General features: G+C 37.0%; 19 protein-coding genes and 1 pseudogene. 7 read left to right on the top strand and 13 right to left on the bottom strand.

Going from position 1 to position 14,087, the window contains the following annotated elements:
* Nucleotides 1-3: 3 nt before the first annotated feature.
* The 4 genes from FGL31_RS25390 to FGL31_RS10615 all read left to right on the top strand — a co-directional run bounded on the left by FGL31_RS25390 (nt 4) and on the right by FGL31_RS10615 (nt 3,436).
* Complete coding sequence (locus FGL31_RS25390) at nt 4-1,245, top strand: gluzincin family metallopeptidase (protein ID WP_232046617.1); 1,242 nt, start codon at nt 4-6, stop codon at nt 1,243-1,245.
* A complete protein-coding gene (locus FGL31_RS25385) occupies nt 1,196-1,969 on the top strand; it encodes a M1 family aminopeptidase (protein ID WP_232046615.1) in 774 nt (257 codons plus the stop codon). The genes FGL31_RS25390 and FGL31_RS25385 overlap by 50 nt, the downstream gene beginning before the upstream one ends.
* Entirely contained in the window at nt 1,954-2,676 is a 723-nt protein-coding gene (locus tag FGL31_RS10620) for a peptidase associated/transthyretin-like domain-containing protein (RefSeq protein ID WP_138091315.1), read from the top strand. The genes FGL31_RS25385 and FGL31_RS10620 overlap by 16 nt, the downstream gene beginning before the upstream one ends.
* 109 nt (nt 2,677-2,785) lie before the next feature.
* Complete coding sequence (locus FGL31_RS10615; RefSeq protein ID WP_138091313.1) at nt 2,786-3,436, top strand: NAD(P)-dependent oxidoreductase; 651 nt, start codon at nt 2,786-2,788, stop codon at nt 3,434-3,436.
* Between the two features lie 9 nt (nt 3,437-3,445).
* Here the strand turns inward: FGL31_RS10615 and FGL31_RS10610 are convergent, their stop codons facing one another.
* A complete protein-coding gene (locus FGL31_RS10610) occupies nt 3,446-4,015 on the bottom strand; it encodes a DUF1543 domain-containing protein (RefSeq protein WP_138091311.1) in 570 nt (189 codons plus the stop codon).
* Nucleotides 4,016-4,060: 45 nt separating this feature from the next.
* Between FGL31_RS10610 and FGL31_RS10605 the strand changes: the two genes are divergently transcribed.
* The 3 genes from FGL31_RS10605 (at nt 4,061) to FGL31_RS10595 (ending at nt 5,888) form a co-directional block, all read left to right on the top strand.
* The gene (locus tag FGL31_RS10605; RefSeq protein ID WP_138091309.1) at nt 4,061-4,957 is read left to right on the top strand and encodes a serine hydrolase; all 897 of its coding nucleotides are present in this window, start codon (nt 4,061-4,063) and stop codon (nt 4,955-4,957) included.
* Between the two features lie 74 nt (nt 4,958-5,031).
* Nucleotides 5,032-5,466 (top strand): RrF2 family transcriptional regulator, encoded by a 435-nt coding sequence (locus tag FGL31_RS10600; RefSeq protein WP_099372255.1) that lies wholly within the window; start codon nt 5,032-5,034, stop codon nt 5,464-5,466.
* 23 nt (nt 5,467-5,489) lie between these two features.
* Nucleotides 5,490-5,888, top strand: a complete 399-nt coding sequence (locus FGL31_RS10595) for a group III truncated hemoglobin (RefSeq protein WP_138091307.1) — start codon at nt 5,490-5,492, stop codon at nt 5,886-5,888.
* A 58-nt stretch (nt 5,889-5,946) separates the two neighbouring features.
* Here the strand turns inward: FGL31_RS10595 and FGL31_RS10590 are convergent, their stop codons facing one another.
* The 12 genes and pseudogenes from FGL31_RS10590 to FGL31_RS10570 all read right to left on the bottom strand — a co-directional run bounded on the left by FGL31_RS10590 (nt 5,947) and on the right by FGL31_RS10570 (nt 13,950).
* Nucleotides 5,947-6,462: a thioredoxin family protein gene (locus tag FGL31_RS10590; protein WP_138091305.1), complete on the bottom strand. Its 516-nt coding sequence runs from the start codon at nt 6,460-6,462 to the stop codon at nt 5,947-5,949.
* Nucleotides 6,463-7,000: 538 nt separating this feature from the next.
* Entirely contained in the window at nt 7,001-7,741 is a 741-nt protein-coding gene (locus FGL31_RS10585; RefSeq protein ID WP_138091303.1) for a sulfite exporter TauE/SafE family protein, read from the bottom strand.
* Between the two features lie 312 nt (nt 7,742-8,053).
* Nucleotides 8,054-8,548 (bottom strand): annotated as a pseudogene (locus FGL31_RS25380) (TolC family protein); the annotation flags it as partial.
* A gap of 49 nt (nt 8,549-8,597) precedes the next feature.
* Complete coding sequence (locus tag FGL31_RS25375) at nt 8,598-8,846, bottom strand: hypothetical protein (protein WP_232046613.1); 249 nt, start codon at nt 8,844-8,846, stop codon at nt 8,598-8,600.
* Nucleotides 8,827-9,093 (bottom strand): TolC family protein, encoded by a 267-nt coding sequence (locus FGL31_RS27860; RefSeq protein ID WP_262709096.1) that lies wholly within the window; start codon nt 9,091-9,093, stop codon nt 8,827-8,829. Before FGL31_RS27860 ends, FGL31_RS25375 begins: the two co-directional genes overlap by 20 nt.
* A complete protein-coding gene (locus tag FGL31_RS27855; RefSeq protein WP_262709095.1) occupies nt 9,062-9,523 on the bottom strand; it encodes an efflux transporter outer membrane subunit in 462 nt (153 codons plus the stop codon). Before FGL31_RS27855 ends, FGL31_RS27860 begins: the two co-directional genes overlap by 32 nt.
* Before the next feature lie 5 nt (nt 9,524-9,528).
* Nucleotides 9,529-10,011, bottom strand: coding sequence for an efflux RND transporter permease subunit (locus FGL31_RS27850; protein ID WP_262709094.1), 483 nt, complete (start codon nt 10,009-10,011; stop codon nt 9,529-9,531).
* A complete protein-coding gene (locus FGL31_RS27845; RefSeq protein WP_262709093.1) occupies nt 9,992-10,552 on the bottom strand; it encodes an efflux RND transporter permease subunit in 561 nt (186 codons plus the stop codon). Before FGL31_RS27845 ends, FGL31_RS27850 begins: the two co-directional genes overlap by 20 nt.
* On the bottom strand, nt 10,512-10,928 hold the full coding sequence (locus FGL31_RS27840) for an efflux RND transporter permease subunit (protein WP_262709092.1): 417 nt from the start codon (nt 10,926-10,928) through the stop codon (nt 10,512-10,514). Before FGL31_RS27840 ends, FGL31_RS27845 begins: the two co-directional genes overlap by 41 nt.
* Entirely contained in the window at nt 10,912-11,193 is a 282-nt protein-coding gene (locus FGL31_RS27835; RefSeq protein ID WP_262709091.1) for an efflux RND transporter permease subunit, read from the bottom strand. The genes FGL31_RS27840 and FGL31_RS27835 overlap by 17 nt, the downstream gene beginning before the upstream one ends.
* Nucleotides 11,144-12,694 carry an efflux RND transporter permease subunit gene (locus FGL31_RS27830; protein ID WP_262709090.1) on the bottom strand — a complete coding sequence of 517 codons (1,551 nt, stop codon included), beginning with the start codon at nt 12,692-12,694 and terminating at the stop codon, nt 11,144-11,146. The genes FGL31_RS27835 and FGL31_RS27830 overlap by 50 nt, the downstream gene beginning before the upstream one ends.
* Nucleotides 12,695-12,783: 89 nt before the next feature.
* Nucleotides 12,784-13,950 (bottom strand): efflux RND transporter periplasmic adaptor subunit, encoded by a 1,167-nt coding sequence (locus FGL31_RS10570; protein WP_232046612.1) that lies wholly within the window; start codon nt 13,948-13,950, stop codon nt 12,784-12,786.
* Nucleotides 13,951-14,087: the final 137 nt, after the last annotated feature.

Below are 14,087 nucleotides of genomic sequence, written 5' to 3'. Positions count from 1 at the left end.
AGTATGAATAAATCTATTTTCAAGATTACCTTAGGTCTATTATTGGCACAGATAGGTATTTCTGAAGGCACCTTCGCCCAAACCCAAAAATCCGAAAGTGTCTATGATTATAAGGAGGCTTTTAGTCCAATATTTTACAAGAACAATGGTAATGTCTATCGTTCGGCATCTGGAAAACCAGGTAATCAATATTGGCAAAACGCAGCAAGCTATGATATCAAAGTAAGTCTGGACGATAAGACTCACGAAGTAAAAGGTACTGTAAAAATCCACTATACGAATAATAGTCCTGATGAATTGGGCTTTATTTGGCTTCAATTGGAGCAAAACATGTTCAGCCAAGAATCCATTGGTCAAGCTGTCGTGCCATTGACCAATAGTCGATATGGTGATGCAGGTTCTGATTTTGATGGTGGATATACTATCTCCAATGTCACAGGTGCTGGCAAAGATGTGAAGTATAGTATCAATGATACAAGAATGCGAATCGACCTTCCTACTCCATTGGCAGCAAAAGGAGGAAAAGTTGAGTTAAGCATGGATTTCTCGTATATCGTGCCTCAATATGGTGCTGACCGTACTGGTATCTTACCGACAGAAAATGGTGATATTTATGCTATCGCTCAATGGTATCCTAAAGTATCAGTTTACGATGATATAATGGGTTGGAATGCACTTCCTTATACAGGACCAGGTGAATTTTACATGGAGTATGGCGACTTCAATGTTGAAGTAACAGCACCGGCTAATCATATCGTAGTTTTGGGCGGTGAATTGTTGAATCCTGAGGAGGTTTGGACTAAAGAACAACTAGACCGATATAATAAAGCTAAATCCAGCGACAAGACCGTTATCATCCGTTCACAAGATGAAGTTACAAACAAGAATTCAAGGCCAAATAAAAGCACATTAACTTGGAAATATAGGCTAGAAAATGCAAGAGACGTAGCTTGGGCTTCCTCCAAGGCATTTATTATCGATGGTGCTCAGATCAATTTAGTGAGCGGCAAAAAAGCTTTGGCACTTTCAGCTTATCCAAAAGAAAGCAATGGTGGAAATGCTTGGGAAAGATCAACGGAATATACCAAAGCATCCATTGAGTATTATTCGAAGAAATGGATGGACTATCCTTATCCTGTAGCGATCAACGTTGCATCAAACGTTGGCGGTATGGAATATCCTGCAATTGTTTTTTGTGGTAGCAGAGCTAAGGCTGGTAGTTTATGGGGGTGTAACGGACCATGAATTCGGACATATTTGGTTTCCAATGATTGTTGGTTCCAATGAACGTTTGTATGCATGGATGGATGAAGGTTTCAATACCTTTATCAATGATCTTTCTACTGAGGCTTTCAATAATGGTGAGTACTTCAGAAGAATGGGTGATCGCAATGCCATGGCAAAAGCCTTAATGCACCCTGCTCTTGAACCAATCTTGACTACGCCACAAGGCATGAAAGAAAGAAACATTGGTCTATTAGCATATTATAAACCAGGATTTGCGCTTCGCTTATTAAGAGATGAGGTATTGGGTCCTGAGCGTTTCGATGCTGCTTTTAGAAAATATATAGACTATTGGGCATACAAACACCCTACTCCAGATGATTTCTTCAGAACAATCGAAAATGAAACCGGAGAGAGTCTTAATTGGTTTTGGAGAGGTTGGTTTTTGAACAACTGGTCCTTGGATCAAGCAATTACCGATGTTAGTTATACAGAACTAGATCCTACAAAAGGTTCAGTAATAACGATAGCCAATCTTCAGAAAATGGCCATGCCTGTAGTTATTGAAGCAACAACTGCCAGTGGTAAAAAAGTACGCAAAAAATTGCCTGTAGAAGTTTGGGAAAGAAATGCAACCTGGAAGTTTGCATTGAATACTACCGAGAAGCTTACAAGCGTTAAAATAGATCCAGACAATGTTTATCCGGACATCAATCCAGATAATAATGTATGGACATCAAAATAAATATGAATTTAAATAAGAATATATTTTTAATGGTTATGTTGCTTTTCAGCAGCATAACTATTTCTTTAGGCCAGGAGATTAAGGGAATAGTTTATGATTTGGAAACCAGCAAGAAATTGCCGGACGTTCAAATCAAAAACCTAAGGACAAATCAAGAAGTAAAAACAGATATGCAAGGGAATTTCACCATACCTGGCCAGCTGAACGATTACTTAAGTTTGATGGTCCAAGGCTATGACCGTGATACTGCTTTTATCTATCAAGAAGGTGTCAACAGAATTTATTTGGTAAACGACAAAAGTACAATTACCATCGATGAAGTGGTGGTTTCGAGAATTACAGATAGTCGATTGACGAGAGAAATAGAAAGAGCAATCAACAATAGTAAAGCAGTAGAAACCAGCTCTACTAAAGGTGGATTGAGAATCTCCCCTTCTCGTTTATTCGGAAAAGAGGCTAAACAAGCTCGATCGTCAATTGAAATCTTGGAGTTGGAAAGAGAGCAGCGAAATGTAAACCGCGTATTTACGGATGATTTGATTCTTTCATTGATACCGATTGAAAAACAAGAATTGTTACTTTTTAAGGATGGATATCGGCCAAGTTATGAGTTTATCAAACAAGCTTCAAAAGAAGATTTGACAGCTTATATCATGGATTCATACGCTAAATTCAAGCAAAATAAAGGTGAATCACTGAAGCAGTAAAAAATTCTAGTTAAACAATTTTAATATAAAATTGTATTTTAAACAGATTAGAAATTAGATGTAATGTCGATATTTCTAATCTGTTTTTTTTTCATTTAAACTTTAATTCATGAAGGTAGCATTGATTGGAGCAACAGGATTTGTAGGCTCACACATATTAAACGAACTTTTAAACCGAAACATTGAAGTAACTGCTATTGCAAGAGATGTAGATTCTATTAAGGATAAACCCAATGTCATTGCTGTACAAATGGACATCAATGAACCAAACAGAGTAGCTAGTGCTATCAAAGGTTCTGATGCTGTTATCTCTGCATATAATGCTGGCTGGACAAATCCTAACCTATATGATGATTTCACAGAAGGTTCAAGACATATTTTAGAAGCGGTGAAAGAGGCTGATATCAAGAGGTTTCTCGTTGTCGGTGGAGCTGGCAGCCTATTGGATAAAGATGACCAACGTATCGTTGATGGTGCTGACTTTCCTAAAGAATTTAAACCTGGAGCATTGGCCGCAGCTGATTTTTATGAAGTAATTCAAAGAGAAGATGAATTAGATTGGACATTTTTTAGCCCTTCAATTGAAATGAACCCTTCAACCTCTGGTACAAGAACAGGTAAATATAGAACAGGAACAGACCATCCCGTTTTCGATCATGAAGGTCGTTCTAGAATATCAGTCGAAGACTTAGCTGTTGCCGTGGTCGATGAAATTGAAAACAACAAATTTGTTCAAAAAAGATTTACAGCAGGATATTAATCCTGCTTTTTACTTTTCCGACAATAACTTAGTTATTTTTAAATACCCCACTTCTAACGAATCTTCTTTTATTCCTGGGTTTTCAATTATGTCAATCTGATAATTTTCTTTGAATTTTGGACTCAAAAGATCTGAAACTTCATAGATATCATCTACGTCAATTCCATATTTATCATCAATATGCGAAGATTCATGATGCTTCCAAAAAACAGATTCCTTAGCTAACTTTGTCGCTTCTGCAAGACTTCCAGCTACAACCACTTGTTTGTAGTGATATTCTTCCATATCATTTGGTTTGTAACCGCCCAAATTAACAAAGTACAACCTTTTCTCTTGACTCTGTCTTTGATTGCTCAGAGTATTAATCTGAATTTTATAATCTCCTATCTGGCTTACCTTTCTCCAAGAATCTATATGCATTCGGCCCTCTAATGCTGGCCAAAATTCATACATGCTTGGTACTAAATCTTTGAGCCCATCGCCTATTCCAAAAAATACATCGTGCTGCTCGGTATACCTTCCTTCAGGTTTTCCACCGATCACAACCATAAATAAATCCTTATGACCAGAAATTTCCATCCTTTATTTCTTAAATTCGATTTACAATAAAAATAAATTTTATCTATGAAAAAACTACTTAGCCTTAGCATTATATTTTTATTAATTATCTCAAACGTAAACGCCCAGAAAACAGATAAAAGTCTAGAACAAAAAATAAATCAAGCAATTGAAGGTTTTCAGGGAGACATCGGGGTATATGTTAAACATCTCAAGAAAAACAAAGAAGTTGCAATCCATGCCGATAGTATATTCCCTACTGCCAGTATAGTAAAAGTTCCATTGTTGGTAGGTGTATTCCAAAAGATAAAAAATGGCGAACTAAGATTGGATCAAAAATTTCTATACCGTGAATCTAGAGCATACGGCGGATCTGGTTTAATGCAGTTTTTCAAGGATAGCACCGAAACAGATTTAGCAACTCTAATCGGACTGATGCTGAGTTATAGTGACAATGTCACTTCCATTTGGTGTCAGGAGCTTGCAGGTGGCGGCCAGACTATCAATCCCATTTTGGATGAGTTGGGGTTAAAAAACACGAAAGTAAACTCTCGAACTCCAGGTAGAGAAGAAATATGGAAAAAATATGGTTGGGGACAAACGACGCCGAGAGAAATGTCTAAACTTTTCGAATTGATCAGAGAAGGAAAGGTAGTTTCGTCTGAGCATTCAGATAAAATGTATAGATTTTTAAAGAACCAATTTTATAATGAACGGTCATTATCACAATTTCCAGCGATAATTAATATGATTAGTAAGACAGGATCATTGGATGATGCACGTGGAGAAATAGTATTAGTAAATGCTCCCCATGGAGATTTTGTGTTTACCATCCTTACTAAGAATAATAAAGATAGAAGCTGGACGAATGAAAATGAAGCCGAAAATCTGACCCGAAAAATAGCTAACATCATTTGGAATCATTATGAAGATGATTATATGCCATATCCTAGAATCAACTAATCATTAAACCAATTTAAGACAACATTGTCTTAAATTAAAAATTGTCCGTATCTTTACAATAAATATATCAGAATATGTTTTCTAAAGCTTGTGAACATGGGATAAAAGCTATCATCTATATTGCTACGCAATCTATGGATGGCAATAGAGTGAAAATTGGAGCTGTTGCAGAACATACAGGAACCCCAGAAGCCTTTACAGCCAAGGTGCTAGGATTATTGACAAAACACAAAATCCTACATTCCATCAAAGGACCATTTGGCGGTTTCGAAATGGACTATTTGCAAATCCAAAATACCACCTTGGCAGATATCGTTAAAGCTGTTGATGGAGATAAGATTTTTACAGGTTGTGCATTAGGTTTAAAAGAATGCAATGCATCCAAACCTTGTCCTATGCATCATAGCTTTGTGCAGATCAGAACTGATTTAAAGACTATGCTTGAAAATAGTACTGTCCATGATTTAGCAATTGGACTTATTTCAGGTGATAGTATCTTGGTTAGGTAAAGGAAAAATTAACAATTAATGATATGGAGAGCAAAAAAAGGGATATCGAGAATATAGAGGACATAAAATTGATTGTAAATAATTTTTATGACCGCATACGTGAAGATGAATTGTTAGGTCCGATTTTCAATGGGGTAATTCAAGACAGATGGCCAGAGCATTTAGAGAAAATGTATAGATTTTGGCAAACTGTTCTTTTAGAGCAACACACTTATTACGGTAGCCCTTTTCCACCGCATGCAAAATTACCGGTCAGCAAGGAACATTTCGACCATTGGATAGGATTATTTTCTGAAACTGTTGATCATTATTTTCAAGGTGAAAAAGCAGACCGCGCAAAATGGCAAGGATCTAGAATGGCTGAAATGTTTCAGCACAAGATTGATTATTATCAAAGCAATAATCTAAAGCCTTTGATTTAATACTTCAAAAAAATATAAAAAGCAGTGTTTCTACACTGCTTTTCTCATTTAAAACATTTTATTTTTTTGGCAACCATTCATTAAAAAATGTGAGGACTTTTGTTTCGTCATATCCTTTGCCTGCTTCTAGATTTCCGCTTTCACGTGTTGTTAGGACTTTCCCATTTTTATCTAATACTATAAAAAATGGATATCCGTATTCTTGTCCTTTACCTGGTGCATACTTATTGAATACAGCTTCGTTTTTGTTTTCAGGGGAAAAGTTAAGGTGATAATACACGAAGTTATCATTCAATACACCTGCAATTTTTTTATTTTCGTGGATATAGTTATTGAATCTTAAGCACCAAATACACCAATTCCCACCAGCTTGCACGATTATGTTTTTATTTTCTTTTTGTGCCAATACCACTAAACTATCGATATCTTTTTGCGCGTCAGCTTCAGGATGATAGGGTTTAGCAAGGCTATCTAATTCTGGATTTGGCTTTTTTGTCTGCGCAAAAGTCTCCGAATTAGTAGTTGTAAATAATACTGTTAAAGCGATTCCTAATATTAAAGTCAATTTTTTCATGTTATCAAATTTTCCAATGGTAAAACGCCACTAATTTACATATTCGTATGTAATTTTAGCATCATTTACTTAAGCGAAAACTGTGTATCATTATTTTTTGATTTTCCACTCCTATTATCGTTGGGCTGTATTATTTGCGCTCGTTTCACAATTGATTTGGCTCTACATTAACCAACGCAACAATACAATCTTCCAGATCAAACACTACCAACTTGTGATCGTTTTTACTTTTATCTATAATATCCAATTTGTATTAGGTTGGCTTTTATATTTGAACAGTCCGTTGGTTATTGGTTTTTGGTCCGATATAGGGTCCGGTCTAAAAAATAGACAGCTTCGTTTTTTTGGTCTGGAACATATGTCCATGATGACCTTAGCTGTGCTGTTAATCAATATTTTCACCCTAACTGTTAAATCTAAAATAAATCAAAATGGGTTCAGATACCTTTGGAAAAGATATATATGGATCACATTGATTATCCTCAGTTCAATTCCGTGGTCTTTTTCTCCTTTAACGAGTAGACCTAACTTGAGGTAATTAAGTGTTGGCTGAACTTGAGAAGTAATTGATAAATTGAAATATTGACGTTAGGATAACTACTCCCAACACAATGTATTTAAAGACTTTCTCTGAGGTATATTTTAATATTATTTTGCCCAGATAACTACCAAGAATACTGACAATGATCAAAAAAGGGATTAAGCTGATATATTCCTTGGGAAAATAGCCTTGAGAAACATAAATTACAGCCCTGCTTAAGTCTACTCCAAGATCAATCAATGCAGAGGTTGCAATAAAAATATCTTTGGGCAAATTAAAAGCCGCCAATGTGATTCCCCTAATGGCTCCCCCCGTCCCTACAAGACCGGCAAAGAATCCTGAAATTGCACCACCTAAATACAGGTTTTGGCTCGTTTGCTTCAAAGGCTTATTAAATCTGAAGAGCAGGAATATCGCTAAGCAGGCTATTAAAATATTCATTCCCAATTCCATCTCCTTTACAGGCACATATTTGGTTAATAATGCGCCAATGATCACGAACAATACAGCCGGTATTCCTAATTTGATAGCAATATTTTTATTGATCCCCTTTCGAAATAAGGTGATTTTCGAGATATTGCTGAACACATGAAAAACTGCTGTTATTCCTAATACAGCTTTAAAATCAAAGAATAAAGAAGCCGTCGGTACAAACAGAATAGATGACCCGAAACCTGAAACAGTCCCGATTATTTCTGTTATCAACGCTAATACTAAAAAAATAAAATATTTCTCCATTTATGAATGGTATTCAGGTTAATTGTTAATAATGTTTTTCGCAGTAAATGATTACTGGTTTGGTTCGGTAAAGATAAGGAATAGTCAGTAGACTTAAGTCTTAAGACATTAGACAAAAGACATTAGACATAAGAACTTTCCATCTCACATCTCATTTCCCATATCTCACATCTAATAATCTAAAAGCAAATGAGTCGGAATTCTTTCGAAGACCGACCCATTCATTTTTGTTCTTTACTTTTTCGGATAAAGTTAAGAACGATGGAAATGTATCATAATGATACTGTGAAGTCTGTTTGTTGTGTTAATCTTTTATCTCCATCCTCCACCTAGGGATCTATATAAATCCACATAGGATTCAAGGTGTTCTTGTCTTAATTCTACAAGTGCAAGGTCAGAGTCAAGGGCATTCCCTTGGGCAGTGATAACTTCTAAATAAGTAGCATAACCACCCTTAAACAATAGACTGGCATTTCTTACCGCTTTTTCAGAGTTTTCGACTCTCAATCTTGCAAATTCTAACTGCTCTCTCAATTTTTCAACCGTTACAACCGCATCGGAAACTTCGCTAACGGCTTCTAGAACAGTCTTTTGAAAATCGATTTCTGCTTTATCTCTTTCTAGTTTAGCAACCTCCCACTCTGTTTTCAAAGTTTTGTTTTTAAAGATTGGAGCTGTCAAACTACCACCAATTCCACCCAATAAAGATCCTGGAATGGAGAACCAATTTTTTGGAAGCATGGAATTGACTCCGAAAACACCTTCTAACGATAATGAAGGGTATCTCATAGCTTGCTTAATGTTTGCATTTGCATTAGCAGCTACTAATCCCCACTCTGCTCCTCTTACATCAGGTCTATTTTCTAATTATTTCTAAGGGAGAGCCCAAGGAAATATCCTTATTCTCTGCAAAAAGGTGCTCAAAACTTGTACCTCTACTAACCGAATCAGGCATTTCTCCGATCAAAATCCTTAAAGCATTCTCCTGAAGGACGATTTCCTTTTCCAGTTCAGGAACTAGGGAAGCAGCAATCAATCTTTGAGACTCCGTCTGTTGGATTGCCAATGCCGTGATTTCACCAGCCTCATACTGCAGTTTGATCATTTTGCAATGTACTGTCATTCAACAAGACGTTTCTTTTTGCAACTTCGATTTTTGCATCCAGCATCAATAGATTAAAATAACCTTTGGCAACACTAGCAATTAGATTGGTTTGAATTGCATTCTTTGCTTCTTGGGTATTCAAATATTCAGCTGTTAACTGCTCTCTCGCGTTTCCAATCTTGCCCCAAATATCGATTTCCCAACTGAATCCAATTTCAGTTCCAAACTGAGAGAGATAGGTAAACATGTTTTCTGGGCGCTTTTGTACCTTTTCTGTCGTACCATCTTGTGGATGGTCCAGAACCAAACTCTTTTGAACGATATTGCTTATTGGCACTGGCAATTGTTGCATCAACTTCTGGAAAATAGTTCCATTTATTTTGCCTAACCCATTTATTTGCAATTTCTATGTTCTTTAAAGCGGTTTGCATATCATAATTATTTGCAAGCGCTGAGTCTATTAAATCCTTTAATGTAGGATCATGGAAGAATTCTTTCCAAGATATTTGACTTATACTTGAAGTATCTCCAAAGTAAGCCAAGGTATCGCCTCTAAATTTCTCAGGCATGTTCAAATCAGGCTGTTGGTATTTCTGTCCAACTTTACAGCCCTGCACCATAAAGAATGCAGCACATAAACATCCGATTAAAACCCTTAATATTGATTTCTTATTCATGAATTTTATTCTTCTTCTTCTTCAGTTCTAATTTTATTGCGCACTTTTTCGTCTAAGGTCTTGAATACAACGAAAAGCACTGGTATTATGAAAATACCGAATGTTACCCCGAACAACATACCACCAGCAGCGCTAAAACTGATTGAATGGTTACCGATTGCTGAAGGACCTACTGTCCACATCAACGGAATCAATCCGGCTACAAAGGCTAAACTGGTCATCAAAATCGGACGTAACCTTAACTTCGCTCCATTGATGGCCGCATCCACTATACTCAGTCCTTTATCACGCTCCTGCACGGCAAACTCCACAATCAAAATTGCATTCTTCGCCAAGAGACCAATAAGCATAATCAATCCGACCTGCACGTAAATATTGTTTTGAAGTCCAACCAAACCAATGGTCGCATATACTCCAATCAATCCCACAGGAATGGATAATAAAACCGCCCATGGAAGGATATAACTTTCATACTGTGCAGCAAGCAAGAAGTAAACAAATAAGATACTTAATGCAAAGATCAATACGGTCTGAGAAACCGGATTGGCTCTCTTCCAAACTCATACCTGTCCATTCATAACCGATATTACCCGGCAGCTTTTCTTCAGCAAATTGTTCAATGGCAGCCATGGCATCTCCGGTACTGTATCCTTTTGCTGGTTCTGCATTTACAACAATGGCATTGTACAAATTGTACCTCGTAATAGTTTCTGGTCCTACAATCTTATTCAAGGTGACGATCGTATTAATTGGAACCATTTTACCGGCATCATTTCTTACAAAAATTGAACTGAATGATTCTGGATCCGTACGGAAATCAAAATCTGATTGTACATAAACACGATATTGTCTACCAAACCTACTAAAATCGGATGCCTGTACCCTAGCAAAGTATAAACGTATGGTTGACATCAAGCTATTGATACTCACACCCAACGACTTAGCTTTTACGACATCAATATTGACTTCATATTGTGGAAAGGTCGATTTAAAAACTCGTATAAGCATTTCCAATTTCTGGAAGTTCATTCAATTGGTTGATAAAAGTATCCGCCAACACATTGAAATCACGAATGTCACCACCTAATCGATCCTGTAGTACCATCTCTATCCCGGCAAAATCACCGAAACCTTGAACAGTTGGCCTTGGAAAAACGGTAAATGTAGCTTCATGCAATTGGGAAAGATCATTTCTAACCGTATCCATAAAATCCTGGATATTTTTGATTTCCTTACGGTCAGCATGTGGCACCATTGTAATATATCCTGCAGCAAAAGCCGGACTTGAACTTTGATCCAAAGCATTATACCCCGATACCGAAGTCATTCCCTCGATGTCTTTATGCCTTCTTAAGATACTATCCGCTTTCTTCAGAACTTCAGTTGTCCTAGGCCAATGAAGCACCAGCAGGCATCGCAATATTGTAAGTCACAAAACCATCATCTTCCGTTGGAATAAATGATTTTGGAGATTTCATCATTAAGAATGCTCCAATTGCGGTAATAACAGCCAATCCAGCCCATGCAACTTTTTGGTTCTTGATTAATTTCTTTACTCCGATAATATATTTATCTGTAAACCTATCAAACGAAGTATTGAAAGCCGTAAAGAATCTATCCTTATAGGTATTTGAACTTATTTTTCTTTTTACCAACCTCTTTCTCATCATGAGGTGGTTTTAACAGCAAGGCACATAAGGCCGGACTTAATGTCAAGGCATTTAATGCTGAAATCAAAATTGCTGTTGCCAAAGTATAAGCAAACTGTCGATAGAAAATACCCGCTGGTCCTTCCATAAATCCTACCGGTAAGAATACCGCAGCCATAACCATCGTAATGGAAAGAATAGCTCCTGTAATTTCTGACATCGTTGATAAGGTAGCTTGCCTAGGTTTCTGACCGGTTGCATGCATTTTATGGTGTATGGCCTCGACGACGACAATCGCATCATCGACCACAATACCAATGGCGAGCACCAGGGCAAACATCGTCAAGACATTCAACGAGAACCCAAACAACGAAAGGAAAAAGAATGTACCTATCAAGGACACCGGAATGGCAATAGCAGGAATCAAAGTGGATCTAAAATCCTGAAGGAAAATAAATACAATGATAAATACTAATATAAATGCTTCAAATAAGGTGTGTTTTACCTGATCTATAGATTGATCAATCTGATCACGTACTGAATAGGTAATATCATAATCAATTCCTTTAGGGAAATATCTCTTTTGTTCTTCCAAAACCTTTCGAACGGCAACGTCAATATCATGGGCGTTGGATCCACTGGTTTGGGTCAAGTTTAAGGTAAGTCCTGGTTTTCCATCCACTTTATTATCCGAGTTCAAGTTTGTCGCACCAAACTCAACCCGGGCGACATCCTTCAAGTAGAGTACCGAACCATCTTTATTAGTCTTGATTACAATATTTTGGAATTCCTCGGGTTGGCTGAACCTACCCTTGTGTTTAATCACAGTTTCGAAAGCTTCGTCAGAAGTCTCACCAAATTTACCTGGAGCAATCTCAAAGTTTTGATCCTTGATGGCATCAGATATATCCTTAGGTACCAAATTATATAAAGCAAGTTTTTCTGGATTTAACCATACCCGCATCGCATAATCACGAGCACCCAACCTGGAAACCTGCGCCACACCATCAACACGTAATAATGGACGCATTAAGTTAATTTGAGCAAACGCTTGTAGGAATGTTTCATCATAAACCGAATCTTTCTGATTTGAAAAGATATTGATGGTCATGATAACACCACTCTGCCGAGGCATCGTGGTAATACCAGCTTCGTTAACCTCTGCTGGAATAGCTGATATTGCTTTAGAAATCCTCGTCTGAACATTTACAGAAGCTACATCAGGATTTGTTCCTGTTTTAAAATATACAGTTACACTACCAGATCCTGAATTGGATGCTGTAGACCTGATATACGTCATGTTCTCCACCCCGTTGATTGCCTCTTCAATAGGCAACAATACAGAGGCAGCTACAGTTTCTGCGGTCGCACCAGGGTAACTTAAGGATACAACAACACTAGGTGGTGCAATTTCCGGGAACCTGGTTACTGGAAGTAGTTTCATTCCTACCAAACCCAGAATCACCAATATAATAGAAACAACGGTAGCTAAAACGGGACGACTTACGAATGTTTTAAGCATATAGAAAAGTTAGGATTTAGCTATCCTAAGCTCTTCCCTACTATAAGTAAGGAAAAGTTAGAATCAGCTTTTAAAATTTAATTAAACAATTATTTTTGCTGTGGAATAGGCATGATTTCTGACCCTTCAGTCAATTCTTCAAATCCACTTAGAATGACACGATCGCCTTCTTGGACTCCCTCAGATACAATATACTTATCCTTGGTCTTGCCATTTAACTTGATGTTTCGGCGTTGTGCTTGATTGTTTTTATCAACAACGTAGATGAAAGTCTTGTCCTGCAATTCATTCGTCGCAATCTGAGGAATTTGCAAAACATCTTTCTTCACTTCAGCAATTTTCAAAGTACCCGTACTTCCTGAACGTAAGATATTATTGGGATTAGGGAATGTTGCCCTCAATGAAATCGAACCAGTAGTTCTATCAACCTGACCATTCACTGCGTCCACAATACCTTTTGAAGAATATTCTTCCCCATCAGCCATCATTAAGGTAACTTCTGGGAATGTTAATCTCTTCAATTTATCGTATTTACGTCCCTCGATACTGTCCATCTTCGCCTGTGCTTTTGAGAAATACAGGAAATCAGACTCATTCATCGCAAAGTAAATATATACTTCCTGAATATCTGAAAGATTGGTAAGGGGTTCTTTGTCTCCTTTTGTAATTAAGTTACCTATACGTTTTGGGATACGTCCTATGTAACCACTCACTGGAGCTGTAATCGTTGTAAAATTCCTACTTAATTGAGCAGATCTTACTTCTGCGGCAGCTTGATCTAAGCCTGCTTTAGCAACTTGGTAGTCTGATTCAGCAGATGCTAATCTAACATCTGAGATGACATCATTTTCAACCAATGGTCTTAAACGATCTACTTCAAGTTTTGCATTTTTCAATTTGGCTTGTGCTACCTTCTCTGCAGCGTACATATTATTCAAATCCTCTTGATAGAAAGACGGGTCGATTTTAAAAAGTTTTTGACCTTTTTGAACATAAGCACCTTCGTCCACATAGATTTCCTGCAGGAGTCCTTCAACTTGCGGACGAACTTCAACGTTAACCTTACCCTCTATGGTACCAAGGTAATCCTTTACCGTTACAGCATCCGATCTCTCAACCGTGTAAACTGGTAAAGCCATTGCTTTTATAGTATTTTCTTTTTCTTTGGATTTGCTCTCAGAACAGCTAGCCATGATGCTAACTGAACTAATCAATAAAAATGTAGCTTTTAAAATTGATAACTTTGTTTTCTTCACAGTAATTTTCCGATTTGTTTTTTTGCCTTCGTAATATTTTTATTACACTTCCATCTTATTAACGTATCATTTAACAATTATTGTACCGTTTAACATTTGTTAACATATTATTTTTTAGTTAAATAGATGGTGTTTTT

The sequence above is a fragment of the Sphingobacterium daejeonense genome, assembly GCF_901472535.1.
Lineage (GTDB): Bacteria > Bacteroidota > Bacteroidia > Sphingobacteriales > Sphingobacteriaceae > Sphingobacterium > Sphingobacterium daejeonense.
Note: the sequence above shows the minus strand (reverse complement) of the source record. Positions and strands in the feature narration are given on the sequence as shown.

Coding starts and splice junctions, on each gene's coding strand:
- FGL31_RS10585 (WP_138091303.1), bottom strand. CDS start 7,741: ATGGAGAAATATTTTATTTTTTTAGTATTAGCGTTGATAACAGAAATA.
- FGL31_RS10615 (WP_138091313.1), top strand. CDS start 2,786: ATGAAGGTAGCATTGATTGGAGCAACAGGATTTGTAGGCTCACACATA.
- FGL31_RS27860 (WP_262709096.1), bottom strand. CDS start 9,093: ATGTTTACCTATCTCTCTCAGTTTGGAACTGAAATTGGATTCAGTTGG.
- FGL31_RS10620 (WP_138091315.1), top strand. CDS start 1,954: ATGGACATCAAAATAAATATGAATTTAAATAAGAATATATTTTTAATG.
- FGL31_RS27835 (WP_262709091.1), bottom strand. CDS start 11,193: ATGATGAGAAAGAGGTTGGTAAAAAGAAAAATAAGTTCAAATACCTAT.
- FGL31_RS10600 (WP_099372255.1), top strand. CDS start 5,032: ATGTTTTCTAAAGCTTGTGAACATGGGATAAAAGCTATCATCTATATT.
- FGL31_RS25390 (WP_232046617.1), top strand. CDS start 4: ATGAATAAATCTATTTTCAAGATTACCTTAGGTCTATTATTGGCACAG.
- FGL31_RS25375 (WP_232046613.1), bottom strand. CDS start 8,846: ATGATCAAACTGCAGTATGAGGCTGGTGAAATCACGGCATTGGCAATC.
- FGL31_RS27845 (WP_262709093.1), bottom strand. CDS start 10,552: ATGAACTTCCAGAAATTGGAAATGCTTATACGAGTTTTTAAATCGACC.
- FGL31_RS10590 (WP_138091305.1), bottom strand. CDS start 6,462: ATGAAAAAATTGACTTTAATATTAGGAATCGCTTTAACAGTATTATTT.
- FGL31_RS10610 (WP_138091311.1), bottom strand. CDS start 4,015: ATGGAAATTTCTGGTCATAAGGATTTATTTATGGTTGTGATCGGTGGA.
- FGL31_RS10595 (WP_138091307.1), top strand. CDS start 5,490: ATGGAGAGCAAAAAAAGGGATATCGAGAATATAGAGGACATAAAATTG.
- FGL31_RS27855 (WP_262709095.1), bottom strand. CDS start 9,523: ATGAATAAGAAATCAATATTAAGGGTTTTAATCGGATGTTTATGTGCT.
- FGL31_RS10605 (WP_138091309.1), top strand. CDS start 4,061: ATGAAAAAACTACTTAGCCTTAGCATTATATTTTTATTAATTATCTCA.
- FGL31_RS27830 (WP_262709090.1), bottom strand. CDS start 12,694: ATGCTTAAAACATTCGTAAGTCGTCCCGTTTTAGCTACCGTTGTTTCT.